Origin of the sequence: Kitasatospora sp. NPDC093679, from assembly GCF_040683455.1 — a bacterium.
GTDB lineage: Bacteria > Actinomycetota > Actinomycetes > Streptomycetales > Streptomycetaceae > Kitasatospora > Kitasatospora arboriphila.
This window is the reverse complement of sequence record NZ_JBFBDW010000047.1, coordinates 1-24,370: the sequence shown is the minus strand read 5'-3', so window position 1 is coordinate 24,370 and position 24,370 is coordinate 1. Positions and strand designations below refer to the sequence as shown.

Genomic DNA, 24,370 nt, shown 5'->3' with positions numbered 1-24,370 from the left:
AGTGCGCACCATGGACATCGAAGACGACCTCAGCAGGCTGCTCGGCGCGGGCGCCGACCGAATCCACGTTCCCGTTCAGACCATCGTCGCCGAGGCCGCGGCCCGCGGCCGCAAGCTGCGCCGCCGCCGGCGGATCACCCGGGCGCTCGGGGCGGTCGCCGCCGTGGCCCTGCTCACCGGCGGGGTGGCCGCGTTCGGCTCCGAAGGCTCCGACCGCAGCCAGGCACCCGCGACGAACGCGCCCAGCGCCTCGGCCGTGTCCGTCCTCGGCCCGACCGACCCCCCGGTGAACGGCAAGGTCGCCACCAGCGGAGCCGGGCTGCTCGGCATCCTCGCCGAACTGCTGCCCGACTCGACCCGGTTCACCTCGTACTCCGGCAGCGGCCACCCGGACGATTCCGCCATGATGCGGGTCGACGTGGACTTCGGCGACCACCTGCCCAGCACCGTCACCGTGGAACTCAGGAAGGACTGGGTGAAGGACGTCTGCCCCCAGGGCGACAGCCCGCAGGCCCGCGCCTGCATCGACCTGCCCGTCGGGGAGCACCTGTACCAGGACTCCGTCCCCGGCGACGCGCCCTCCCGGAGCTACCGGATCCATGTCAGGCGGAAGGACGGCTCGGCGGTCGAGCTGCACGTCTACAGCGGGCAGCTCGACACCGGCACCCGCGGGAATCCCCTCACCCTCGACCGCACCCGGCAGGAGCCGCCGCAGACGTCGGCGTTCTGGGTCGACGTCGCCAAGTCCCCGCTGTGGAGCCTGCGCGTCCCGGTCGACACCGCCAAGGACGGTGCCAACCGGGCTTCCGCCGCCCAGCAGTGAGCGCCGGGCCGGGCGGGTCAGACCGCGTCCGGCCCGCGCTCGCCGGTGCGGACCCGGACGATCCCGTCCACCGGCACGCACCAGACCTTGCCGTCGCCGATCTTCCCGGTGCGGGCGGCCGCGACGATGGTGTCCATCACGTCCTCGGCGTCCTCGTCCTCGACGACGACCTCGATCCGCACCTTGGGCACCAGGTCGATCCGGTACTCGGCGCCGCGGTACACCTCGGTGTGACCGTGCTGGCGCCCGTAGCCGCTCGCCTCGGTGACCGTGAGCCCGTGCACCCCGCGCTCCTGCAGCGCGGTCTTGACCTCGTCCAGCTTGAAGGGCTTGACGACGGCGGTGATCAGCTTCATGCGGTGGCGGCCTTGTCGGACGGGTGCTGTGCCAGCACGGTGGCGTGGGCCGTCGTGCCGTGGCCCAGGACGCCGTGATCGTACGCGCTCTCGGCGTGCACGGCGAGGTCGAGACCGGTCAGTTCGTGCTCGGCCGGGGCCCGGAAGCCCATCAGCCGGTCGATCGCCTTGCCGATGCCGTAGGTGGCGCCGAAGGCATACGCCCCGACCACCGCCACCGCCAGCAGCTGCTTGCCGATCAGGGTGAAGCCGCCGTGCAGCAGGCCGACCGGGCCGCCGGTCATCACCGCGGAGGCGAAGACGCCGATCAGCACGGTGCCGATCACGCCGGCGACCAGGTGGACGCCCACCACGTCCAGCGAGTCGTCGTAGCCGAAGCGGAACTTCCAGCTGACCGCGTAGGAGCAGACCACGCCGGCGGCGAGGCCGACGGCCAGCGCGCCGAGCAGGTCGACGCTGCCGCAGGAGGGGGTGATCGCGACCAGGCCGGCCACCGCGCCGGAGGCCGCGCCGAGCGTGGTGGCGTGCCCGTCGCGGCGCTTCTCCACCAGCAGCCAGCCCAGCAGGCCGGTGCAGCCGGCCGCCTGGGTGTTGAGCAGGACGGCGGCGGCGGTGCCGTTGGCGCCGAGCGCGGAGCCCGCGTTGAAGCCGAACCAGCCGAACCAGAGCAGGCCGGCGCCGAGGACCACCAGCGGCAGGTTGTGCGGCCGCATGGCCTCCTTGCGGAAGCCGAGGCGCGGGCCGAGCAGCAGGGCGAGGGCCAGGCCGCTGGCGCCGGAGTTGACCTCGACCACCGTGCCGCCCGCGTAGTCCAGGGCGCCGAGCTTCGACAGCACCCAGCCGTCGGGCGAGAACACCCAGTGCGCGACCGGCACGTAGACCAGCAGGGTCCAGGCCGCGGTGAAGGCCACCCACGAGCCGAACCGGGCGCGGTCGGCGATCGCGCCGCTGATCAGCGCGGCGGTGACGATCGCGAAGGTGAGCTGGAAGGTCGCGAAGAGCAGGGTCGGCACGTGGCCGGTCAGGCTCGCCGGGGTGATGCCGGCCATGCCGAGGTGGTCGAGGGTGCCGATGACGCCCCAGCCGCCGGCGTCCGGGCCGAAGGCGAGCGAGTAGCCGGCCACCAGCCAGACCACGGTGACGACCGCGATCGACACGAAGCTCATCATGATCATGTTGAGCACGCTCTTGGTGCGGACCATGCCGCCGTAGAACAGCGCGAGCCCGGGGGTCATCAGCAGGACGAGCGCGGTGCTGGCGAGCAGCCAGGCGGTGTCGCCGGTGTCGAGGCCGGCCGTGGAGTCAGCGAGCAGCATGCGGAACCTTCCCGTGCGGCGCGCCTGCGGGTGGTGGGGGCGCGCCGGTCGGGAGAGTCTGTCCGGGCCGTATTTCCCGCTGCGGACACCCGTGTTTCCGTGGTGTTTCGTGTTGCGCGGGGGTTTCCGGAGTCTCACACCGCGAGATGGCGGCGGGGATGCGCGAGGGCCCGGCGGCCGTGGCCGCCGGGCCCTCGCTCACTGCCGGATCAGACTCAGCCGGTCTGGATCGAGGTGTCGTCGATCACGAAGCTGGTCTGCAGCGAGGAGTCCTCCACGCCGTTGAACTTCAGGGTGACCGACTGGCCCGCGTAGGCCGACAGGTCGATCGTCTTCTGGCTGTAGCCGGTCGCCTTGTTGAGGTTCGAGTACGAGGCGACGGTGGTGCCGTTGACCGTGACGGTCAGCTTGTCGTACGCGGTGGAGGTGGTGGTCTCCGCCGTGTCGATGTGCAGCCAGTAGCTGAGGGTGGCCTTGCAGCCGGACGGGATGCTCACCGTCTGCGAGAGGCTGTCCGTGTGGCTGGAGCCGTAGCCGTCCAGCCAGGCCTTCCAGGAGCCGCTGTGCGAGGCCTCGGAGGTCGAGCTGTCGATGACGCCGCTGGAGGAGGTCCAGGTGGTGGCGCCGGACTCGAAGCCGGCGTTGCCGAGCAGTTGCGCCGGGGTGCAGTTGCCCGTGGTGCCGACCGTCCAGGTGAAGCTGGTGGTGCCGGTCTTGTTGGCGGCGTCCTTGGCGGTCACCGTCACGTTGTAGGTGCCCGCGGTGGTGGCGGTGCCGGTGATCAGGCCGCCGGAGCTGATCGACAGGCCGGTCGGCAGGCCGGTGGCGCTGAAGGTCAGCGGGGCGGTGCCGCCGCTGGCCTGGATCTGCAGGTTGGCGGTGCCGTTGACGGTGGTGCTCTGGTTGCCCGGGTTGGTGACGGTGACGGTGCCGCTCGGCAGCGAGCCGACGTTGACCGCGGCCCAGGCGGTGGCGACCGCGTTGTACTCGGCGCTGCCGTTGCCGTACAGGTCGGTGGCGGCGTTCAGGGTCGCGGTGCGGGCGGCCGCGTAGTTGGTGGTCGAGGTCATGTAGACGCTCAGCGCGCGGTACCAGATCTTCGCGGCCTTGTCCCGGGTGATGCCGGTGACGGCGATGTTGTTGACCGTCGGCGAGTTGTAGCTGACGCCGTTGATGACCTTGGCGCCGCTGCCCTCGGCCAGCAGGTAGAAGAAGTGGTTGGCGACGCCGGACGAGTAGTGCACGTCCAGGTTGCCGACGCCCGAGTACCAGGAGTCGGCGGAGCTGCCGTCCTTGGAGGGCTTGTCCATGTAGCGCAGCGGCGTGCCGTCGCCGTTGATGTTGATGAGCTCGCCGATGAGGTAGTCGGGGTTGTCCGACGGGATGTTGGCGTTGAACTCGACCATGCTGCCGAAGATGTCGGAGGTGGCCTCGTTGAGGCCGCCCGACTCGCCCGAGTAGTTCAGGTTGGCGGTGTTCGAGGTGACGCCGTGGCTCATCTCGTGTCCGGCGACGTCGAGTTCGGTCAGCGGGGCGTTGTTGCCGGAGCCGTCGCCGTAGGTCATGCAGAAGCAGCCGTCGTCCCAGAACGCGTTCACGTAGTTGTTGCCGTAGTGCACGCGGCTGTAGGCGCCGACGCCGTCGCCCTTGATGCCGCTGCGGCCGTGGACGTTCTTGAAGTAGTCCCAGGTGGCCGCGACGCCGAAGTGGGCGTCGACCGCGGCGGACTCCGAGTTGGAGGCCGAGCCGTTGCCCCAGGTGTCGGTGGACTTGGTGTACAGGGTGCCGGTGCCGGAGGTGCCGTGGTTCAGGTTGGTGGTGTAGCCGTTGCCGCGGCCGCCGTCCTTCATCTGGTACGTCGAGCCCGACAGCGTGGTGCCGATGGTGACGTTGCCGACGAAGACGCCGGTGCCGGTGCCGGTCTTGATGCCCTCGGCCTTCTGGATCACGTTGCCGGTGGTGGCGTCGGTGATCACGTGCAGCTTGCTCGGGGTGCCGTCCGACTCGGTGCCGGAGACGACGGTCTCCCAGGCGAGGCGCGGGGTGCCGTCGGCGGCCCAGACGACCAGCCGCGGGGCGGTGTCCAGGGCGGAGCCCGACTCGGCGGCCAGCGCGGTGGCCTGGGCCTTCGGCGCGGCCAGCTTGGGCGTGGTGTTCACGCCGGTCAGAACGGCCTGGCTGGCCTTGTCCACGCTCTTGGTCGCACCGGCCGCGGTCTGGTGCACGACCAGGTCGCCGCCGAGGACGGGGAGTCCGGCGTAGGTGCGCTCGTACCGCAGGTGGCGGGTGCCGTCCGCGTCCACGATCGCGTCCTTGACGACGAGCTTCTCCTGCGCGCCGAGGCCGAGCGTCTGGGCGACGGCGGCGCTGCGCTGGCCGGCGTCGGACAACAGCTGGGCACGGTTCACGGCCGCCTGCGGGGCCACGGCGGAGGGCGCGGTGGGTGCGGCGTTGGCCACGACCGGGATGCCGGTCACCAGCAGGGCGGTGGTGGCCGCCAGCGCGGCCATACTCACCCGGGCAGGGGTGTAGCGGGACATGCGGACTCCTTTTCCGACCGGTCGCGGGGTCACGAGCGGTGGAGAGAACCTGGGCCGCGGGGTTGCGGCGCAGCGGGGGCCCGGGCCGGTGGGTGCGCGGCTCGGGTGCGGTGCAAGCAGAGGCGGTGCAGGTGGAGCGGCGGCGCTGGACCTGTCGTTGGTACGGCCGCACCGGGGGTGGGGGACCAGCCCGTCTGCGGCCGGAGGAATCGTGGCAGCAAACGGCCGATGAATGACAGATGCATGCCACCAGATTGGCCAAGAAACGCCAACGGGCGTTAACGCCTGACGGGAAGTCGCCTCGATCACCGCGGCGGACCTCCGCCGCGGCGGCGGCCCGACGGCCGGGGTGCGGATCGGCCCCTACCGGCCCGGTGGCACGGCCGGTGGGGATGCGAACCGACTGCCGCGTACCTGACATGACATGCCATCACGCCGCCCGGGGACGGTTTTCGGCCATAACGAAGGGGCTCCGCATGGCTGCGGAGCCCCTTCTCCCTACGGACGTTCCGTCAGTGCTGGACGAACACCGCCACCGTGCGGGCCGGCACCGTGAAGGTGCCGGTGGCCGGGTCGAAGGCGGACTGCTTCACCACCGCGTCGGCGCCGCCGGCCAGCACCGGGTGCAGCGCCTGACCGGTGCCCTTGAGGGCGGCCAGGGTCTGCTGCTGGGCGGTGGGCGTGGCGTTGAAGACCACGGTGATGCCCTTCTCCGCACCGGGCAGGCCGGTGCCGTCCAGGTGCATGGTGATCACACCGGGGGCCTCCGCGGCGGTGCCGGAGAGCGGGAAGGACAGCCGCTTCTGCACCTCGGCGGCGGTGCTCAGCGAGAACAGCGGCGAGGACTGCCGGATCCGCAGGAACTGCTGGTACATCGAGGTCGAGGCCTTGGTCTCGTTGCAGCCGACGGCCAGCTTCGGGTCGGCGAGCAGCGACTTGGCGGTCGGCCACATCGACTTGTTGTCGGCGGCCATCGGCAGGCCGCGGCCCCAGCCGTTGCCCTGGGTGCAGTCCCAGTGGATGGCGTTGAACCAGTCGCCGGAGTCGAAGGCGTTGGCGTCCAGCGACTTGGAGCGCAGCAGGTCGCTGCCGGCCTGGGCGAAGCCGGGGCCCTGGCCGAGTGCGGTCAGCGACAGGCCGAGCGCCTGCATCCGGGCCCGGTCGGCCGGCGAGGTGCCGGTCGGCAGCTTGTAGGCGAGGGCGTCGAACAGGTCGGCGTTGTCGTGCGCGTCGAGGTACTCGACGGCCTCGCCGGGCTGCGCCGCGTAGCCGGTGGGGGCGCCGTTGTAGTCGACGGCCCTGCCGGTGACGGTCTTCCCGTTGGTGTCGGTGAAGGAGTAGCCGGCCAGGTTGCCGGTGAGGCCGACCTTGACCTGGTCCATCTGGTGCAGCAGGCGGGCCTTCTGCTCGGCCGCGGTGCCGTTGTCCGCCGAGCCGTTGGGGTCGGTGAACAGGCCGGAGGCGAAGCCCTGCTGGGGCGCCGAGGAGAGCATGAAGTTGCCGCCGCGGGCGGCGTCGCGGATCCGGTCGTTGAAGGTGGCGATGCCGGTGCCGGCCATGTTGGTCTGGGTGGCCTGGACGAAGCGGGCGTCGTTGGCCACGACGCCGAAGTTCCAGCCCTCGCCGTACAGGAAGACGCTCGATCCGTCGACGCCGTCCTTCTGCGGGGTCAGCGCGCGCAGCGCCGACTGCACGTCCAGCATGGTCGACTTCGGGTCGATGCCCATCAGGTCGAAGCGGAAGCCGTCGACGCGGTACTGCCGCGCCCAGGTGACGACCGAGTCGACGACCAGCTTGTTCATCATGGCGTGCTCGGGCGCGGTGTCGGCGCAGCAGCTGTCCGTGGTGACCTTGCCGGTGTCGCTGAGCCGCTGGTAGTAGCCGGGGACGATCTTGTCGAGCACGGAGTGCTCGGCCTGTCCGGCGGCGGCGGTGTGGTTGTAGACCACGTCGAGGACGACCCGCAGGCCGGCGTCGTGCATGGCCTGCACCATCTGCCGGAACTGCACGGTGCGGGCGGTGCCGTCGGGGTCGGTGGCGTACGAGCCCTCGGGCACGGTGTAGTGCAGCGGGTCGTAGCCCCAGTTGTAGGCGTCGTCGGCCTGGACGGCGGCGACGCACTCCTGCTGCTTGTCGCTGTCGGCGGCGAGCGAGGCGAGGTCGCAGGCGGGCAGCTTCTGGTCGGCGCGGTTCTCGCGGATGGTGGCGATGTCGAAGGTCGGCAGCAGGTGGATCGTGGTGACGCCGGCCTTGGCGAGGTCGCGCAGGTGCTGCATGCCGGCCGAGGCGGAGTGGGTGAACGCCAGGTAGGTGCCGCGCTCGTCGGCCGGCACGGTGGTGTCGGCGCTGGAGAAGTCGCGGACGTGCAGCTCCTGGATCTGCTGCTTGGTGGCGGGGATCGCGGCCGGGCTGCGGTGCGCGTCCCAGCCCTTGGGCTTGGTGCCCGGCGCGGAGAGGTCGGCGACCAGGCTGCGGGTGGAGTCGGTGGAGAGCGCGACGGCGTACGGGTCGGTGACGGTGTTGGTCACCACCTGCTGGACGCTGGGCGCCCAGACCTTGACCTCGTACGTGTAGTACTTGCCGTCGAGGTCGTCGCGGTCGCGGGTGAGCGACCAGACGCCGGTGGCGTCGTCCCGCTTGAGCGGCACCTTCTTCGGGGTGCCGCCGGTGGCCTTGTCGTACAGGTCGACGGAGACCTCGGTGGCGGTCGGCGCCCAGAGCGAGAGGGTGACCTTGCGGTTGTCGTCGCCGAACCAGCCGCTCTCCTTGCGGCCGCTGTAGACCGGGCCGAGCTGGGCCTTGGCGGCCTTGGCGCCGTACAGGTCGTCGAGGGCGCCGGGGATCTGCACGCCGGTGGCGGCCAGCGCGGCGCCGTTCGGCAGGTGCTCGCTGAAGATCAGCTGGCTGCGCAGGGCGTCGGTGATCCGGCCGGTGTCGCGGCTGTCGACGGTGAAGGCGCGGTAGCCCGCGAGGTGCGGGAACGCGGCCTTCTGGGCGTCGGTGAGGGTGCCCGGGTTGAGCCGGATCCAGCGGCCGGGCTTGCTGAGCACGCCCTTGTCGACGGTGATGCCGCCGGCCGGGTCGAAGATCAGCTGGGCGCTGGTGCCGCCCTTCAGCGCGGCGTCGCCGGCGCCGTAGTTGGCGGGCACCACGACGGTCTTCGCGTCGATCCACTGGGCGCGTGCGGAGGTGAGGTCGAGCTGCGAGGAGGTGCCGGCGGCCTGCGGCAGCAGGTAGCCCTCCTGGCCGCCGACGATCCAGATCTCGCGGCCGCTGGTGGCGAAGTTCAGCGACTGGTCCTGCGGCAGGTCCTTGTCGTTGCCGTTGTGGAGGATGTAGCTGAGGCTGGTCGCGCCCTCGGCGAGCGGCACCTCGAAGACCGCGCCGTACGCGTCCTTGCGGGCCGGCATCAGCGGGCTGCCCCAGTCGGTGGGGTTGGCGGCGCCCGTCCAGTCGTGCAGGCCCCAGCCGTCGTAGTTGCCGTCGGCCCGGTGGTAGTGGATGACCGCGGTGTTCTCCTTCACCGGCACGGCCGGGTCGGGGTCGGCGGTGCGGACGGCCGGGTCGCCCTCCTTGATCCACACCTCGCCGGTGGTGCCGAGGTCGATGTGGCGGTCGGCGTCGACGTCCTTGGTGCCGTTGTTCTCGACGACGAAGCCGACGTCGGAGGCGCCGGACTTCAGCTTGACGTAGGCGAAGGCGCCGTAGGCGTCGCGGCCGACGAAGCCGTGCCCGTCGGGCCAGGTGGTGGACTCGCCGTCGGCGAGGTCGCCCCAGGCGTACAGGTTCCAGCCGTCGTAGTCGTTGTTCTTGCGCTGGTAGTGCACGACCGCGTACGGGCGGGAGGTGGAGCTGGGGGCCTGCTGCGGCACCGGGGTGCCGGTGGTGAAGGAGCCGGTGGTGGAGGCGAGCCGGCCGGCCGAGTCCTGGACGACGGCCTTGTAGCGGACGACGGTGCCGGGGGCGGCGGCCGAGACGTCCTGGGTGACCTTGAAGGAGCCGTTGTCGGCGGTGCCGAGGACCTGCCACGGGCCGGTGCCGACCTGCGCGGCGAAGGTGACCCGGTTGAAGCCGCTGCCGGGCACCGTGGCACCGACGGTGACGGTGCCGGTGGAGCCGTCGCCGGGCGCCTGCAGGGTGATCTGCGGGCCGGCGGCGGGCTTGGCGAGCTTGCCGGCCGCCTTGTAGACCACCGAGGACATCGGCGGCACGGTGACGGTGAGCTTGTGGTCGGCGCCGGTGGTGCTCTTGGCGCCGGCGGCCGGGTAGACCGGCCGGAAGTCCATGCCGGCCGAGTAGGTGTCCACGGCGACGGTCTTCGGCTCGGCCGCGTTGTTCACCGCGACCAGGTACTCGACCTGCTGCTTGGCGTCGATCCGGGAGAAGGCGTACACGCCGGCCCCGTCGGCGGCGTACCGCTCGACCTGGGCGCCGTCGGCGAGCGCCGGGTGGGCCTCGCGCAGCGAGGCGAGGTCGGAGATGCCCTCGTAGAGCGCGCCGTGCTTGCCGTACCGATCCGCGGAGCCCTTGCTGCCGCCGATCACGTTGTCGGCGTTGTACGAGGGGGTCTTGGAGGCGAACATGTCCTGCCGGGCGTCCTTGTCGCCGCCCGCACCGGTGAAGCCCTGCTCGTCGCCGTAGTAGACGACCGGCTGGCCGCGGGTGAGGAACTGCAGCTCGTTGGCGAGCAGGTCCTTCTTCAGCAGCAGGTCCTGGCTCGCGCCCGGGTTGTCGCTCTGCAGGAAGCTGCCGAACCGGCCCATGTCGTGGTTGCCGAGGAAAGTCGGCAGCTCGTACGCGTCGGTGGCGCCGGTGGTGTAGCGGTAGTCCTGCGCGTACAGCTCGGCGAGGGACTTGGCGGAGCCGTTCTGCGAGACGAAGCGGCGGGCCGCGTCCTGGAAGGCGAAGTCCAGGGTGGCCTGCAGCTTGCCCTTGGTGACGTACGGCGCGGTGACGGACGGGTCGGCGGAGTAGACCTCGCCGAACATGAAGAAGTCCTTGTTGCCGCGCCGGGCGGCGAACTGCTTGAGCGCGGGCGCCCAGTTCTGCCAGAACGCCATGTTGACGTGCTTGACGGTGTCGATCCGGAAGCCGTCGACGCCGGCGTCGGCAACCCAGGTCTGGTAGATCTTCTTGAAGCCCTCGACGACCTTGGGGTTCTGGGTGTCCAGGTCGTCCAGGCCGGAGAAGTCGCCCTCGGTGGCGGACTCGCCGACGAAGGTCGAGTTGCCGCGGTTGTGGTAGAGCGAGGGGTCGTTCAGCCAGGACGGCACCTTGGCGTTCGCGTCGGCCGGGGTGCGCAGCACCGGGCTGTAGGGGAACGAGTCCTTGGTGATCTTCGGCCAGGCGGTGCCGGCGTCCGCGACGGCGGTCTCGTCGACCGGGTTGCCGTCCGCGTCCAGGGTCGGGTAGGCGCCGGCGGAGCGGTAGTCGTAGCTGTGCTCGGCGAAGTCGACGACGTCGGCGGTGTGGTTGGTGATGACGTCGAAGAAGACCTTGATGCCCTTGTCGTGCGCCTTGCGGATCAGCTCCTTGAGCTGGTCGTTGGTGCCGAAGTGCGGGTCGACCTGGGTGAAGTCGGTGATCCAGTAGCCGTGGTAGCCGGCCGAGGCGTCGGCGCCGGTGCCCTGGACGGGCTTGTTCTTGAAGATCGGCGCCATCCAGATGGCGGTGGTGCCGAGGTCCTCGATGTAGTCGAGCTTGTCGATCAGGCCCTGCAGGTCGCCGCCGTGGTAGAAGCCCTTGTCGGCGGGGTCGAAGCCGTTGTCGAGGCGGCCGCCGGTGATGCCCCCGGTGTCGTTCGCGGTGTTTCCGTTGGCGAAGCGGTCGGGAAGGACGAAGTAGAACTGCTCCCGCGTGAGGTCGTGCCGGGCCGCGGTGGCGGCGAGCGCGGCGTCGGAGGGCGGGGCGGGCGGGGCCGCGGCGGCGGCCAGCGGAGCCGAACCGAGGGTGGCGGAGATCAGGGACGCGGCCAGCAGGACGGCTGCTCGGCGGGGTCTGCGGTACGGGGTGGTGCTCCGAGAACGGCGGGGCTGAGCATCGGCCACGGCGGGCTCCCTTGGGGCGGCTCGTTCGTCATTGAGTTGAGGTGGCGTGGACGCTAGCGCGCTGCAAGATGTTTCAGCAAGATGCTGAAAATGTTGCAATCAACCTCTTGACCGAACCGTTGCGAAGGCCGCAGAGTCGTACGTGTGCCCGGGTAGTACCGCCGGATGCCGGGCGCGTTTCACGGGGATTGCCGCCCGCCGGGTCCGGACGACCCGGTCCGGTGCCTGACAGCACCCGGCGGGCTCCCCCCGTGAACCCCACCGCCCCGGGGCCCCGGGTCGACCCCCCTGATGCGCACACGCAACAATGGATTGCATGCGTCCCCCCAGGCCCACTCCCCCTCCATCCGCAGGGGGACAGCCGGTGAAGAATCCCCGACCAGAGGATGAGCGGACGGCCACGGGACGTCTGGCAGACTTCTCGTCCATGGGGGAACCGACCGAGATCCACGCAGCCGACGCCGACCGCGCCGGTGCGGCGCCCACCGGCGGTTCCGTCCCGGGCGAGGGCGTTCATCCCAGGACCTCGCTGCCGGACGGAGCCACCAGCGCCGCCCGTACGCGCTCCGCCGCGCTCCGCGCCCGGGTCCGCACCCAGCGCCGCTCCCCCGCCCGGCCCCGGCTCTGGTTCGAGCTGGCGCTGATCGGCATCAGCTACTGGCTGTACTCGCTGGTGCGCAACGCCGTCCCCGAGCAGGCCGCGATCGCCCAGAAGCACGCCGACTGGGTGTGGCGCTTCGAGCGCACCCTCGGCGTGGGCATAGAGCGGGCGGTCAACCACACCGTCGACCGGGCCGAGTGGTTGATCGTCGGTATGAACTACTACTACGCGACCCTGCACTTCGTCGTCACGATCGGGGTGCTGGTCTGGCTGTACCGCAGGCATCCCGGCCGCTACGCGGCCACCCGGACGGTCCTCTTCGTCACCACCGGCATCGCGCTGGTCGGCTTCTACTGCTTCCCCCTGGCACCGCCCCGCCTGATGACCGGCGGCAACTTCATCGACACCGTCGCCGCCCACCACACCTGGGGGTCGATGGCCTCCGGCCCGGCGGCGCACGTCTCCAACCAGTACGCGGCGATGCCCTCGATGCACATCGGCTGGTCGCTCTGGTGCGGTCTGACGATCTTCTTCCTGGCCCGCCGCACCTGGGTGCGGGTGCTCGGCCTGATCTATCCGGCGGCCACCCTGGTCGTGATCGTCTCGACCGCCAACCACTTCTGGATGGACGCCGTCGGCGGCGTGCTCTGCCTCGCGGTCGGCTTCCTGGCCGCCCGGCTGCTCTACCACGTCTGGGCGTACCAGCTGCCCAGGGTCCCGGGCGGGCCGCGCCCGCAGCCGGTCACCGTGCCGGTCCACTGGACGACCCCGGTCGGCGCCGGCCGCAACTGACCGCCCCGGCCGCACTCCCCCGGCCCCGGCGCGCGACCGTCACGGACCGTAGAACAGCCGCTCCACCACCGCACGGGCCCGCCGGGTGGTGCGCCGGTAGTCGTCCACCAGCTCCCCGGAGTGCCCGGCCCCGTAGCCCAGGTAGCGGGCGACGCCGGACAGCTCCCGGGCGTCGCCGGGAAAGCTGTCCCCGGCCCGGCCGCGCACCAGCATCACCGCGCTGCGCACCCGGGAGGCCAGCACCCAGGCGGCGTCCAGCACCAGGGCGTCCTCGTGCGAGACCAGCCCGGCCCGCGCCGCCTCCGCCAGCGCCGCCCGCGTCCGGGTGGTGCGCAGCCCCGGCAGCTCGTGGCCGTGCTGGAGCTGGAAGAGCTGCACCACCCACTCGACGTCGGCGAGGCCGCCCCGGCCGATCTTGGTGTGGGTGGTCGGGTCGGCGCCGCGCGGCAGCCGCTCGGACTCGATCCTGGCCTTGATCCGCCGGATCTCCACCAGGTCGCGCTCCGGCACCCCGCCGCCCGGGTAGCGCAGCGGGTCGATCAGCGCCCGGAACCGCGCCCCCAGCTCGGCGTCGCCGGCCACCGGCTCGGCCCGCAGCAGCGCCTGGCTCTCCCACACGTGCGACCACCGCCGGTAGTAGGCGGCGTACGAGGCGAGGGTGCGCACCAGCGGGCCGTTGCGGCCCTCGGGGCGCAGGTCGGCGTCGACCAGCAGCGGCGGCTCGGTGGAGGGGGCGGCGAGCAGGGTGCGCAGCTCGTTGCAGACGGCGTGCGCCGCCCGGGCGGCGTCCTCGTCGAGGGCCTCCAGCACCGGCTCGTGGACGAGCAGGACGTCCGCGTCGGAGCCGTAGCCCAGCTCGTGGCCGCCGAAGCGGCCCATCGCGATCACCGCGATCCTGGTCGGCAGCTCGCCGTTGCGGGCCTCCCAGCCGGCGGTGCAGGCCCGCAGCGCGCCCTGCAGGGTGGCCGCGTTGAGGGCGGTCAGGGCCTCGGCCGCGGTGTCGAGGGCTTCCGCGGGGTCGTCGCCGAGGCGGCCGAGCACGTCGGCGGCGGAGGTGCGGAACAGTTCGCGGCGGCGGACGGCGCGGGCCGCGGCCACCCCGGCGGCGGCGTCCCCGGCCCGGCCCACCGCGGCGAGGATCTCCTGCTCCAGCGCGGCCCGGCCGCGCGGCACCAGGCCCTGCGGGTCGCCGAGCATGGCGACCGCCTCGGGGGCGCGCAGCAGCAGGTCCGGGGCGAGGCGGCCGGCCGACAGCACCCGGGCGAGCTGCTCCGCGGCGGCGCCCTCGTCGCGCAGCAGCCGCAGGTACCAGGGGGTGCGGCCGAGCGCGTCGGAGACCTGCCGGAAGTTGAGCAGTCCGGCGTCCGGGTCGGCGGAGTCGGCGAACCAGCCGAGCAGGACGGGCAGCAGGGTGCGCTGGATGGCGGCCTTGCGGCTGACGCCGGAGGCGAGGGAGGACAGGTGGCGCAGCGCGGCCGCGGGGTCGGCGTAGCCGAGCGCCTCCAGCCGGGCCTTGGCGGCGTCCGCGCGCAGACCGGCCGCACCGGCCGGCAGCTCGGCGACGGCGTCCAGCAGCGGCCGGTAGAACAGCCGCTCGTGCAGGCGGCGGACCTCGACGGCGTGCCGCTTCCACTCGCGCTGCAGGGCGGCGACCGGGTCCGCCCGGGTGTCGTCGTTGATCAGGACGGCGAGCGAGCGGGCCAGCCGGCGCTGGTCGGCCTGGCCGGTCGGCATCAGGTGGGTGCGGCGCAGCCGGTGCAGCTGGATGCGGTGCTCCAGCGCGCGCAGGAAGCGGTAGGCGGTGTCGAGCGAGGCGGCGTCGGCGCGGCCGACGTAGCCGCCGTCGCTGAGCGCCTGCAGCGCCCGCAGGGTGTTGCCGCTGCGCAGCGAGGGGTCGGTGCGGCCGTGCACCAGCTGGAGCAGCTGGACGGCGAACTCGACGTCACGCAGGCCGCCGGGGCCCAGCTTGAGCTGCCGGTCGAGTTCGGTGGCGGGGATCGCGTCGACGACCCGGCGGCGCATCTGCTGGACGTCGGCGACGAAGTTCTCCCGGGCGGCGGCCTGCCACACCAGCGGGGCGATGGCCTCGGTGTAGGCGGCGCCGAGCTCCTCGTCGCCGGCCACCGGGCGGGCCTTGAGCAGCGCCTGGAACTCCCAGGTCTTGGCCCAGCGCTGGTAGTAGGCGAGGTGGCTGGCGAGGGTGCGCACCAGCGGGCCGTTGCGGCCCTCCGGGCGGAGGTTGGCGTCGACCGGCCAGATGACGCCCTCGCCGGTGGTGTCGGAGCAGATCCGCATCAGCCGGGCGGCGAGCCGGGTGGCGGCCTGCATCGCCCGGTGCTCCTCGGTGTCCTCGGCCGCCTCGGCGACGAAGACCACGTCCACGTCGGAGACGTAGTTGAGTTCGCCGCCGCCGCACTTGCCCATGCCGATCACGGCCAGCCGGCAGGCCGCCGCGGCGTCCGGGTCCTCGGCGGAGGCGATGTCCAGGGCGGTCTGCAGGGTGGCGCCGGCGAGGTCGGCGAGTTCGGCGGAGGCCTGCGGCAGGTCGGTGGTGCCCGTGAGGTCGCGGGCGGCGATGGCGAGCAGGCAGCGGCGGTAGGCGGTGCGCAGCACGTCGGGGCGGCGCGGCGGGTCGGCGGCCCAGACGCGCTCGGCGAGGGCGCGGCGGAACTCGGCGGCGCCCGGGTGGATGTCGTGCTGCTCGAAGCTGACCAGCGCGTGCCAGTCCTCCGGGTGGCGGGCCAGGTGGTCGCCGAGGGCGGCGGAGGCGCCGAGCACGGCGAGCAGGCGGTCGCGCAGCGGCTTGGCGGTGGTGAGGGTGTCGCGCAGGGTGTGCCGCTCGGGCTCGTCGAGGGCCTCCAGCAGACGGGCGAGGCCGAGCAGGGCGAGGTCGGGGTCGGCGGTGGAGCCGAGCGAGTCCAGCAGCACGGAGTCGTCGGCGAGGCCGGTGAGCGCCGGTTCGGCCAGGCGCGCCACGGCGGCGTCCGGGTCCTCGAAGCCGCGCCTGACCAGCCGGACCTCCAGGCGGCTGGTCCGGCCGCCGGTCCGTTCATCCACCGACATCGCCCCTCCCGGTGTTCGCGGCCCGTCCGACGGGTGCGTGTCTACGAGCCTACGGGCCGCGGTGTGCCGTGGCCCGTCCGGCCCGTAGGAGCTGTCCTCAAAGACGTACGGATGCCTCCAGGGGCGCGTGGGGGCACCTGGATCGGCCACCCGAGCGCCGTTCGACGACAACTGCTAGGCGAGCAGCAGCGTCCGCCGGATCCGGCGCCACGGGAGGGCGGCGAACGGCACCGCGACGGCCAGCGCGATCCCGGCGGCGGCCAGGCCGGTGTCGCCGCGGACGGCCCCGAGCAGGGCGGTGCCCCAGCCGGCGCCGGAGCCGAGCAGGCCGAGGGCCCGGCGCCGGCGGTCGGAGATCGGGGTGACGACGGTTCGACGGCGCTGGCGGCCCGTCCAGGAGACCAGGTGCCGGCCCAGCACCCATTCGCGGAACATCACCCAGAGCGCGAAGGCGGTGCCCAGCGTGCCGACCAGCAGGTAGGCGGGGTAGCAGGCGAGCGCCCGCCGCACGCCGAGCTGGAGGCTCGCGGTGGTGAGGGTGACCGCCGCCATGACCAGGAACCACGAGCCGAACCAGCGCACCGCGTCGAACTCGGTGAACCCGGTGGCCAGGTGGTAGAGCAGCGAGACGTAGCCCGCGGCCAGCAGGGCGCTGTCGACCATCATGGCGCCGAAGACCTTGGTGAAGCCCCAGCTGCGGAAGAACAGGCCCTTGTGCTTGTCGATGGCCTGGGCCCAGCCGGAGGCCCAGCGGTGGGTCTGGGCCCAGTACTCGCGCCAGCCGCGGGGGTCGCGGACGGCGACGAACTCGCCGCGGACGAAGCCCGCCGGGCGTCCGTGGCGGTTCATCTTGAGGGCGAGTTCGACGTCCTCGCAGAGGCTGTCGGTGGACCAGCCACCGACCGCGCGCAGGTCGTCCACCCGGTACAGGCCGGCCGAGCCGGAGAGCACCGCGACCCAGCCGTGCCAGGTCTCGACGATCCGGGAGATCCGGTGCGCCGAGGCCCACTCGACGGCCCGGGAGCGCTGGAAGAGCCCGGTGCTGCTGTGCGGGGTGACCGACAGGCAGACGCCGCCGTAGCCGTGCTCGTCCATCACCCGCAGGCAGGTCTCGAAGACCTGCCGGGAGGCGAAGTAGCCGTCGGCGTCCAGCAGCGCGACATGGCTGGTGGTGACCCGCTCCAGGGCGTGGTTGAGCGAGCGGGGCTTGCTCGCGAAGCCGACCTCGATGACCTCGGCGCCGCATTCCGCGGCGATCCGCGCCGTCCCGTCCGTGCACGAATCCGCAATGACGAGGACTTTCTGCGGCGGCACGCTCTGAGAAAAGGCGGATTCCACCGCGGTCGCGATGAAATCCGCCTCGTTGTGTGCCGGAATCAGCACGGTGACCGAATGCGTCACCGGCGTGCGAACCACTTCACTGCCGCGCCGACCGCGGTGGTCGCACCCCCGATGGCCAGCATGGCGAGCGAGGCGACACCGGTATGGGCGAGTCCGTACATTCCCTCTGCCTCCTTTTGTTCCGCCCGCGGACGGGGTCCGTCCGACGGTTCCGGCCGACCGGGGAGATGGTGCGGTCCGGTGAATGAGTCAGATGTACCACGCAGCCGTCTGCTGTCAGCTCATCACACAGCGCGGCCGTCGCGACTCTCCGTCAATTCATCCGGTCAGCTCTGGATACGGGCATCCGCCGGGCCGACCGCGCATCGTGAAACCACCGGAGCCCCGCCGTCAGCGGGACGGCCGCCGGTCGAGGAGGGACATGCACCCGCTCCACCTGCTGCTGGCGGCCGCGCTCGCCGCGGTCCCGGGCGGCGCCCACCGAGCCGTCCCCGCACCGGGCCGCATCGTGTTCATGGACACCTTCGCCACCCTGGACGTCGGCCCGGGGCGCACCTGGGGCTGGCAGACCGCCGCCTACTCCCGGTGCACCGACAGCAGCGACAACCCGAACGCCTGGAAGCTCGACCGGCTCACCACCGCCGCGCTCTCCACCGCGTCCGGCCACCTCGTCATCACCGCCACCCCGCGGCCGGAAGGCGCCTGGAACACCGGGCTGCTCACCACCGGCGACTCCTGCGGCTCCGGCGGCAACGGCGTCCAGGTCCGCACCGGGGACTTCCTGCTCGCCCACATACGCCTGCCGCAGGCCGACACCGGCACCTGGCCCGCGCTGTGGACCTGGCGCGACGGGCACAACGAGGTCGACGTCTTCGAATGGCACGCCGACCGGCCGGAGAACATCGAGTTCGTCAACCACGTCCGCAGCGGCGACACCGTCTTCACCGCGCCCTACGTCGGTGCCGGGAAGTGGATCTACATCGGTGCCAGGTTCGGCGCCGACAACACCACCTGGTACATCGGCACCGACCGCAACCGCCTCACCGCCGCCTTCGCCGACCGCACCGGTGTCGGCCCCGACTTCGCCGCCTACCCGATCCTCAACCTGTCGGTCAGCGACGGCGCCTTCCACTCCCGGCCGCCGGGCAGCACCCACGCCACCCTGGAGTCCGACCTGGTGATGATCCAGCGGCCGGCACCGGTCGGCCTGCCCGACGCACCCTGACCGCCGCGCACCGACCGCCGCGTGCCGACCGACGCCGGCTCAGGCCACCTGGAGGCAGTCGCGCCCGGACGTCCCGGCGCTCGACAGGTACGTCCCGGCGGATCCTCCCCCGGCGACGCTCAGCAGCTCCATCCCGTGCCGGCCGCCCGGGCCGTAGCCCAGCGCGGTGAGCCTGCGGCAGAGTTCCGAGGCCTGCGCGTGGTCGGCGCCCGCCACCGCGCTCACCATCAGCGAACGGCGGGGCAGCCCGGACGGCGAGGGCTGCACCAGCACCGTCCCGTGCGCCACCCCCGGCAGGCAGCGGACCTCCTCCGGGGCGTCCTCCACCACCGCACCGGGCGCCGTCTCGGCAGCCGGCTCCTCCGAAGCCCCCGGCGCGACCGACGGCGCACACGAGGGCCCCACCGGAACGGGGGCCGGCCGGCCGGCGTCCGCCGCGACCTCCCCGTCCGCCCCGCACCCCGTCACCGTCACCGCCACCAGCCCGGCAGCCGCCACGGCCGCCCACGCCAGTCCCCGCACGCGCATTCCCCGCCCCCGAGCCCGTTCGAACCAGCGATGATCATATCGACGCCGGAAGGTGGACCCGGATTGCTCGTCGCAGCTGGCGGCCATGTTCCGCCTGACCAGGAAGGGCCGCGCGCTGAGGGCCGATCCCTAGGGACGGTCCGCCGGTGGCGCGGCGAGTAGCGACGGAGCGCGTACCTGACTGATCACCAGCTCGTGCACGCGGAGCCGCCCGTTACGGCCCCGGGGCGAGCCGGCCAAGTCCCGCCTGATCGGTCTGCGCATAGCGCCGGACGCAAGAATCCGCTCGAACCGCGGAGTGCCACGGGGCCCGCGATCCGCGATTCAGACGGGAAAGTGTGCCGGACGGCGGGATCAGGCGAAGCGCTTCCCGATCTCCAGCGTCCTCGAGAGGTCGTTGACCTCGACCGTGTCGTCTCCCTCTCAAACATAGATCTTGCCGCCCAGCAAGGAGACTTCCTTCTGCTCGGGCACCCTGATCACGATGACGCCGAGGCCGTAGTAATCCGAATACGCCAGGCCCGAGAGAACCGAATCCTTGAGCCCCTGCGTCAACTCGGACGAGCGAATAGCATCCTTCCAGCGGGCAAAGTACTGCTCGGAGGTCTGGCCGAGTGCTGATGCCTCACGGCCCACACCCACGACGTATCGCTGCCCCACTTTCCGTGGCTCGATGCCATCCAGGACACGAATGCGCTTCATGTCGGCTTCCTTGTCAGCCACACCAATGAGGATCGTCCCGGCTCGCCCCTTGCCGTTGTTTGCGATCGCGCAGATCGTCTTTAGCACCTTGTCCGGGACGGCGGGGTCGAGGGTGCGAGTGACGTCCAGGCGGAGGAGCCCCTGCTTGAGCTCATAGTGCGGAGCTTCGATCTCCGAACGCCTGATGATGTTGTCGACGTCTACCGCAGTGTGCTCACCGTAGATGTCGCGGGGGTCACTGTCGACCACGTGCGGGCGGATGAGGCCCTTGATCGTGTCGACGTTCCGACGGCGCTCTGTGGGGCTCGTCGAGGCCCGACTCGTCTCGATCCTCTTGTCGAGATCAGTGATCGCCACCTTCATGCCCGCATAGTCGGCAATCTTCTTGTTCTCGCCGATCAGCAATTCATGGAACGCCACGTAAAGAACGGCGAAGACCGCAGGGAACGGGTTCGTGTTGGTCTTCGAGAAGATGATCGACCGCAGCTTCCTGTCACCGCTCGCAGCACAGACAGCCCGGATTTCGTCGAGGCAGAATTTGAACTCGGCAGAGAATCGATCACCGCCGTAGCTGTCCATCGCCTTCGTGATGCGAGAATTTTCGGCTGTGCCGTTCTGGTAAATAGCGTCGAGCGCAGCCTTGGCCCGCTCGATCAGCTCTCCCCCGATGATCGAGGCCGCAATGTCGGCTACGCACTGCTCGTCCATCGAGTCCCGAAGGTCCGTGGATCTCAGAACTCCCTGCTCAACCCAGAAGACCGTGTCGGCCTCCACTTCGTACCCGTGGCGCGTCTTCGGAAGGTCGATACTGATCGAGGGCATCTTGTCGAGGCCGAGGATGTCGCTGGAAGCATCACCCCTCACTTCGCAGGAAAGCTCTCGCACCAGGGTGGAGAAGTCGTCCCTAACCCCGGCCTGCCTACGCTCCTGATCGCTGAGACGGTGGCCGTAGGTATTGATCCTCGAGAAGACGTCGTCGATCTCCTCATCGGTCGCACCCCTCATCACCGACACGGCAATCGAGTAGTCGAGGAAGGTGCCGACCTCCCGCGCGGTAATAGTGGCGCCAGGGGCCACAGAAAACGCATTCTCCTCGACGGACCGCGTCTTGGCAGTGACGAACTGGTCAACATCGAAATAGCGGTTGTCGATGGTCGTGAATGCCGTCTCCACGAACGAGACGAGCGTGTGGAGCCGCTGCAAACCGTCAATGACCTCGTAGTCGCCGGTCTCTCGCTCTGCCAGCAAGATAGCCGGGATAGGATATCGCTTCAGCACCGACTCGATGAGCTTCTGCTTCTCCTCCAGCGTCCACACCAATTTACGCTGGTAGCGCCGATTCACCCAGAGCTTGTTTTCGCTGTACCATGCGTAGATGGACTGGATTGATTTCGGCTGCGAGTCCAGTTCTGCCATGCGGACAGTCTGCCACGTGCGCGCCATTGGTCGCTCGCAAATTGCCAATTAGGTACGGATCGGGAGTGCAGCCCGGCAAGGCTCGGGCCAGCCCGAAGGCCCCGTGCGGACGATGACGATCCGTCCGCACGGAACCTCTACGGTCCTCGGAAGCTCCACTGTGCAGGTGCCTACAGCACCTGGAGGTTCTTCCGCAGCTCGAACGGGGTGACCTCGGAGCGGTACTCCTCCCACTCCTGGCGCTTGTTGCGCAGGAAGAAGTCGAAGACGTGCTCGCCCAGGGTCTCGGCGACCAGTTCGCTGCGCTGCATGAGGTCGATGGCCTCGCCGAGGTTCTGCGGCATGGGCTGGATGCCCAGCGCACGGCGCTCCCCGTCGGAGAGGGCCCACACGTCGTCGTCGGCGCCGGCCGGGAGTTCGTAGCCCTCCTCGATGCCCTTGAGGCCGGCGGCGAGGGTGACGGCGTAGGCGAGGTAGGGGTTGCAGCCGGTGTCGAGGGAGCGGACCTCGACGCGGGTGGAGCCCTGCTTGCCGGGCTTGTACATCGGGACGCGGATCAGCGCGGAGCGGTTGTTGTGGCCCCAGCAGATGTACGAGGGGGCCTCGCCGCCGGCGCCCGCGGTGCGCTGCGAGCCGCCCCAGATGCGCTTGTAGGAGTTGACCCACTGGTTGGTGACTGCGGCGGTCTCGGCGGCGTGCTTGAGCAGGCCGGCGATGAAGGAGCGGCCGACCTTGGAGAGCTGGTACTCGGCGCCGGACTCGTGGAAGGCGTTGCGGTCGCCCTCGAAGAGGGAGACGTGGGTGTGCATGCCGGAGCCGGGGTGGTCGGAGAACGGCTTGGGCATGAAGCTGGCGTGCACGCCCTGCTCCAGCGCGACCTCCTTCATGACCAGGCGGAAGGTCATGATGTTGTCGGCGGTGGAGAGCGCGTCCGCGTACCGGAGGTCGATCTCCTGCTGGCCGGGGGCACCCTCGTGGTGGGAGAACTCCACCGAGATGCCCATCGACTCCAGCATGGTGATGGCCTGTCGGCGGAAGTCGTGGCCGACGCCGCGCGGGGTGTGGTCGAAGTAGCCGGACTGGTCGGCCGGGATCGGCGCGGTGCCGTCGCCGGGGAGGTTCTTCAGGAGGAAGAACTCGATCTCGGGGTGGGTGTAGAAGGTGAAGCCCTGTGCGGAGGCCTTCTCCAGGGTGCGCTTGAGCACGTACCGCGGGTCGGCGAACGACGGGGAGCCGTCCGGCATGAGGATGTCGCAGAACATGCGCGCGGTGCCCGGGGTCTCGGAGCGCCACGGCAGTATCTGGAAGGTGGTCGGGTCCGGCTTGGCGATCATGTCGGACTCGTAGACGCGGGCGAAGCCCTCGATCGCCGAGCCGTCGAAGCCGATGCCCTCCTCGAAGGCCTGCTCCAGCTCGGCGGGCGCGACTGCGACCGACTTCAGGAACCCGAGGACGTCGGTGAACCACAGCCGGACAAAACGGATGTCACGCTCCTCGAGCGTGCGAAGCACGAACTCCTGCTGCTTGCCCATGGGGACAGTCTCACCTCTGCTCTTTACGTCCGTGTTACGCCCGGCGGCGGCGGGCGCCTGCCGGAGCGGCGCATGGTCCCGCGACCGATCCCATCATGGCGGATCATCGCCCGCCGTCCACCCCTGGGTGGCCGTCGACCGAAGGATGGACGGCGGGCCCCGGGGGTACCCCCCGCGACATAACGTCAGTTAGACGATTACACTCGGGGCCATGCCGAATCTGCGTCTCGCCCTGTGCCAGAACGACCCCTGGGTCGGCGACATCGCCCGCAACAGCGACGAGGTGGTGCGCTGGACCCGGCAGGCCGCCGACGCGGGCGCCCAGCTGGTCGCCTTCCCCGAGATGGCCCTGACCGGGTACCCGGTCGAGGACCTCGCCCTGCGCGGCTCCTTCGTGGAGGCCTCGCGCACCGGCCTGGTGGAGCTCGCCGCCCGGCTGCGGGACGAGGGCCTGGGCGAGGTGCCGGTGGTGGTCGGCTACCTGGGCCGTTCCGACCACGACTCGCCGCGCCTGCACCGCCCGGCCGGCTCCCCGCAGAACTGCGCCGCGGTGCTGCACCGCGGCGAGGTGGTCACCCGCTTCGCCAAGCACTACCTGCCCAACTACGGCGTCTTCGACGAGTACCGCTACTTCGTCCCGGGCGACCAGCTGGTGGTGCTGACCCTGCACGGGGTGGACGTCGCGCTGGCGATCTGCGAGGACATCTGGCAGGACGGCGGCCGCGCCACCGCCGCCGGCGAGGTCGGGGCCGGCCTGCTGCTGGTGGTCAACGGCTCCCCGTACGAGCGCAACAAGGACGACGTCCGCCTCGACCTGGTGCAGCGGCGGGCCGCCGAGGCGGGTTGCACCCTCGCCTACCTGAACATGGTCGGCGGCCAGGACGAGCTGGTCTTCGACGGCGACTCGGTGGTGGTCTCGAAGGACGGCGCGGTGCTCGCCCGGGCCCCGCAGTTCGAGGAGCGGCTGCTGCTCACCGACCTGGAGCTGCCGGCCGCCTCCGCCGAGCACACCGACGGCCTGATCCTCACGGACGGGCTGCACCTGGTGCGGGTGGACCTCGGCGGCGAGCCGCTGCCGGCCCCGGCCGAGCCGGTCGCCGCGGAGGTCGCGCCGCGGCTGGACGACGAGGCGGAGATCTACGCCGCGCTGGTCGAGGGCACCCGGGCGTACGTGCGCAAGAACGGCTTCAAGTCGGTGCTGATCGGCCTGTCCGGCGGCATCGACTCGGCGCTGGTCGCCGCGATCGCGGTGGACGCGGTCGGCGCGGAGAACGTGCACTGCGTCTCGATGCCGAGCCGGTACTCCTCGGAGCACTCCAAGGACGACGCGGCCGAGCTGGCCCGCCGCACCGGCCTCAACTTCCGGACCGTGCCGATCGCCCCGATGTTCGACGCCTACATGGGCTCGCTGGGGCTGACCGGCCTGGCCGAGGAGAACCTGCAGTCCCGGCTGCGCGGCACCCTGCTGATGGCGGTCTCCAACCAGGAGGGCCACATCGTCCTCGCGCCGGGCAACAAGAGCGAGCTGGCGGTCGGCTACTCGACGCTGTACGGCGACTCGGTGGGCGCGTACGGGCCCATCAAGGACGTCTACAAGTCGCTGATCTTCCGGCTGGCGAAGTGGCGCAACGAGGCGGCCGAGGCGCGCGGCGAGGTGCCGCCGATCCCGGAGAACACCATCAGCAAGCCGCCGTCCGCGGAGCTGCGGCCGGACCAGGTCGACACCGACTCGCTGCCCGACTACGACCTGCTGGACACCGTGCTCGACCTGTACGTCGAGGGCGACCTCGGCCGGGACGCGATCGTGGCCAAGGGCTTCCCGCCCGAGGTGGTGGACCGGGTGGTCCGGCTGGTCGACACCGCCGAGTACAAGCGCCGGCAGTACCCGCCGGGCCCGAAGATCTCGGCCAAGGGCTTCGGCCGGGACCGCCGTCTGCCGATCACCAACCGCTGGCGCCGCGGCTGACCCCGCGACCCCCGTCCGGCGGGCCCGCTCAGAAAGTGTTGGGTAATTGATCAACTGCGTGGCGTGATCCGCTGGTGGTGATCTTTGCGGTCAAGGTGTCCGCGAAGATCGCCGCCATGTGT

At 71.2% G+C, this 24,370-nt stretch carries 13 protein-coding genes; 4 read left to right on the top strand and 9 right to left on the bottom strand.

The genetic code is table 11. The features are described 5' to 3' along the window. The first annotated feature begins 10 nt into the window (after positions 1–10). Positions 11–823 (top strand): hypothetical protein, encoded by an 813-nt coding sequence (locus tag AB0O09_RS29525; RefSeq protein WP_363546667.1) that lies wholly within the window; start codon positions 11–13, stop codon positions 821–823. A 17-nt stretch (positions 824–840) separates the two neighbouring features. Here the strand turns inward: AB0O09_RS29525 and AB0O09_RS29520 are convergent, their stop codons facing one another. The 4 genes from AB0O09_RS29520 to pulA all read right to left on the bottom strand — a co-directional run bounded on the left by AB0O09_RS29520 (position 841) and on the right by pulA (position 11,082). Continuing rightward, positions 841–1,179, bottom strand: a complete 339-nt coding sequence (locus tag AB0O09_RS29520) for a P-II family nitrogen regulator (RefSeq protein WP_030269157.1) — start codon at positions 1,177–1,179, stop codon at positions 841–843. Then, positions 1,176–2,495, bottom strand: a complete 1,320-nt coding sequence (locus AB0O09_RS29515) for an ammonium transporter (RefSeq protein WP_363546665.1) — start codon at positions 2,493–2,495, stop codon at positions 1,176–1,178. Before AB0O09_RS29515 ends, AB0O09_RS29520 begins: the two co-directional genes overlap by 4 nt. A 215-nt stretch (positions 2,496–2,710) precedes the next feature. Further along, on the bottom strand, positions 2,711–5,005 hold the full coding sequence (locus AB0O09_RS29510) for a M4 family metallopeptidase (RefSeq protein WP_363546742.1): 2,295 nt from the start codon (positions 5,003–5,005) through the stop codon (positions 2,711–2,713). A gap of 542 nt (positions 5,006–5,547) precedes the next feature. Beyond that, a complete protein-coding gene (gene pulA / locus AB0O09_RS29505) occupies positions 5,548–11,082 on the bottom strand; it encodes a pullulanase-type alpha-1,6-glucosidase (protein WP_363546662.1) in 5,535 nt (1,844 codons plus the stop codon). 427 nt (positions 11,083–11,509) lie between these two features. Here pulA and AB0O09_RS29500 point away from each other — a divergent pair, with 427 nt between their 5' ends. Beyond that, positions 11,510–12,475: a phosphatase PAP2 family protein gene (locus tag AB0O09_RS29500; RefSeq protein ID WP_363546659.1), complete on the top strand. Its 966-nt coding sequence runs from the start codon at positions 11,510–11,512 to the stop codon at positions 12,473–12,475. A 39-nt stretch (positions 12,476–12,514) separates the two neighbouring features. On the opposite strand, the gene AB0O09_RS29495 is transcribed toward AB0O09_RS29500, so the two are convergent. After that, positions 12,515–15,538 carry a bifunctional [glutamine synthetase] adenylyltransferase/[glutamine synthetase]-adenylyl-L-tyrosine phosphorylase gene (locus AB0O09_RS29495; protein ID WP_363546657.1) on the bottom strand — a complete coding sequence of 1,008 codons (3,024 nt, stop codon included), beginning with the start codon at positions 15,536–15,538 and terminating at the stop codon, positions 12,515–12,517. A gap of 174 nt (positions 15,539–15,712) precedes the next feature. Further along, on the bottom strand, positions 15,713–16,921 hold the full coding sequence (locus tag AB0O09_RS29490; protein WP_363546654.1) for a glycosyltransferase family 2 protein: 1,209 nt from the start codon (positions 16,919–16,921) through the stop codon (positions 15,713–15,715). Between the two features lie 379 nt (positions 16,922–17,300). Here AB0O09_RS29490 and AB0O09_RS29485 point away from each other — a divergent pair, with 379 nt between their 5' ends. Further along, positions 17,301–18,104, top strand: a complete 804-nt coding sequence (locus AB0O09_RS29485) for a beta-glucanase (RefSeq protein WP_363546651.1) — start codon at positions 17,301–17,303, stop codon at positions 18,102–18,104. 39 nt (positions 18,105–18,143) lie between these two features. Here the strand turns inward: AB0O09_RS29485 and AB0O09_RS29480 are convergent, their stop codons facing one another. The 3 genes from AB0O09_RS29480 to glnA form a co-directional block, all read right to left on the bottom strand. Continuing rightward, positions 18,144–18,431: a hypothetical protein gene (locus AB0O09_RS29480; RefSeq protein ID WP_363546649.1), complete on the bottom strand. Its 288-nt coding sequence runs from the start codon at positions 18,429–18,431 to the stop codon at positions 18,144–18,146. Between the two features lie 624 nt (positions 18,432–19,055). Beyond that, complete coding sequence (locus AB0O09_RS29475; protein ID WP_363546646.1) at positions 19,056–20,750, bottom strand: DUF262 domain-containing protein; 1,695 nt, start codon at positions 20,748–20,750, stop codon at positions 19,056–19,058. Positions 20,751–20,920: 170 nt separating this feature from the next. Beyond that, on the bottom strand, positions 20,921–22,282 hold the full coding sequence (gene glnA / locus AB0O09_RS29470; RefSeq protein ID WP_363546643.1) for a type I glutamate--ammonia ligase: 1,362 nt from the start codon (positions 22,280–22,282) through the stop codon (positions 20,921–20,923). Between the two features lie 211 nt (positions 22,283–22,493). Between glnA and AB0O09_RS29465 the strand changes: the two genes are divergently transcribed. After that, positions 22,494–24,248 (top strand): NAD+ synthase, encoded by a 1,755-nt coding sequence (locus AB0O09_RS29465; RefSeq protein ID WP_363546640.1) that lies wholly within the window; start codon positions 22,494–22,496, stop codon positions 24,246–24,248. Positions 24,249–24,370 lie beyond the last annotated feature (122 nt).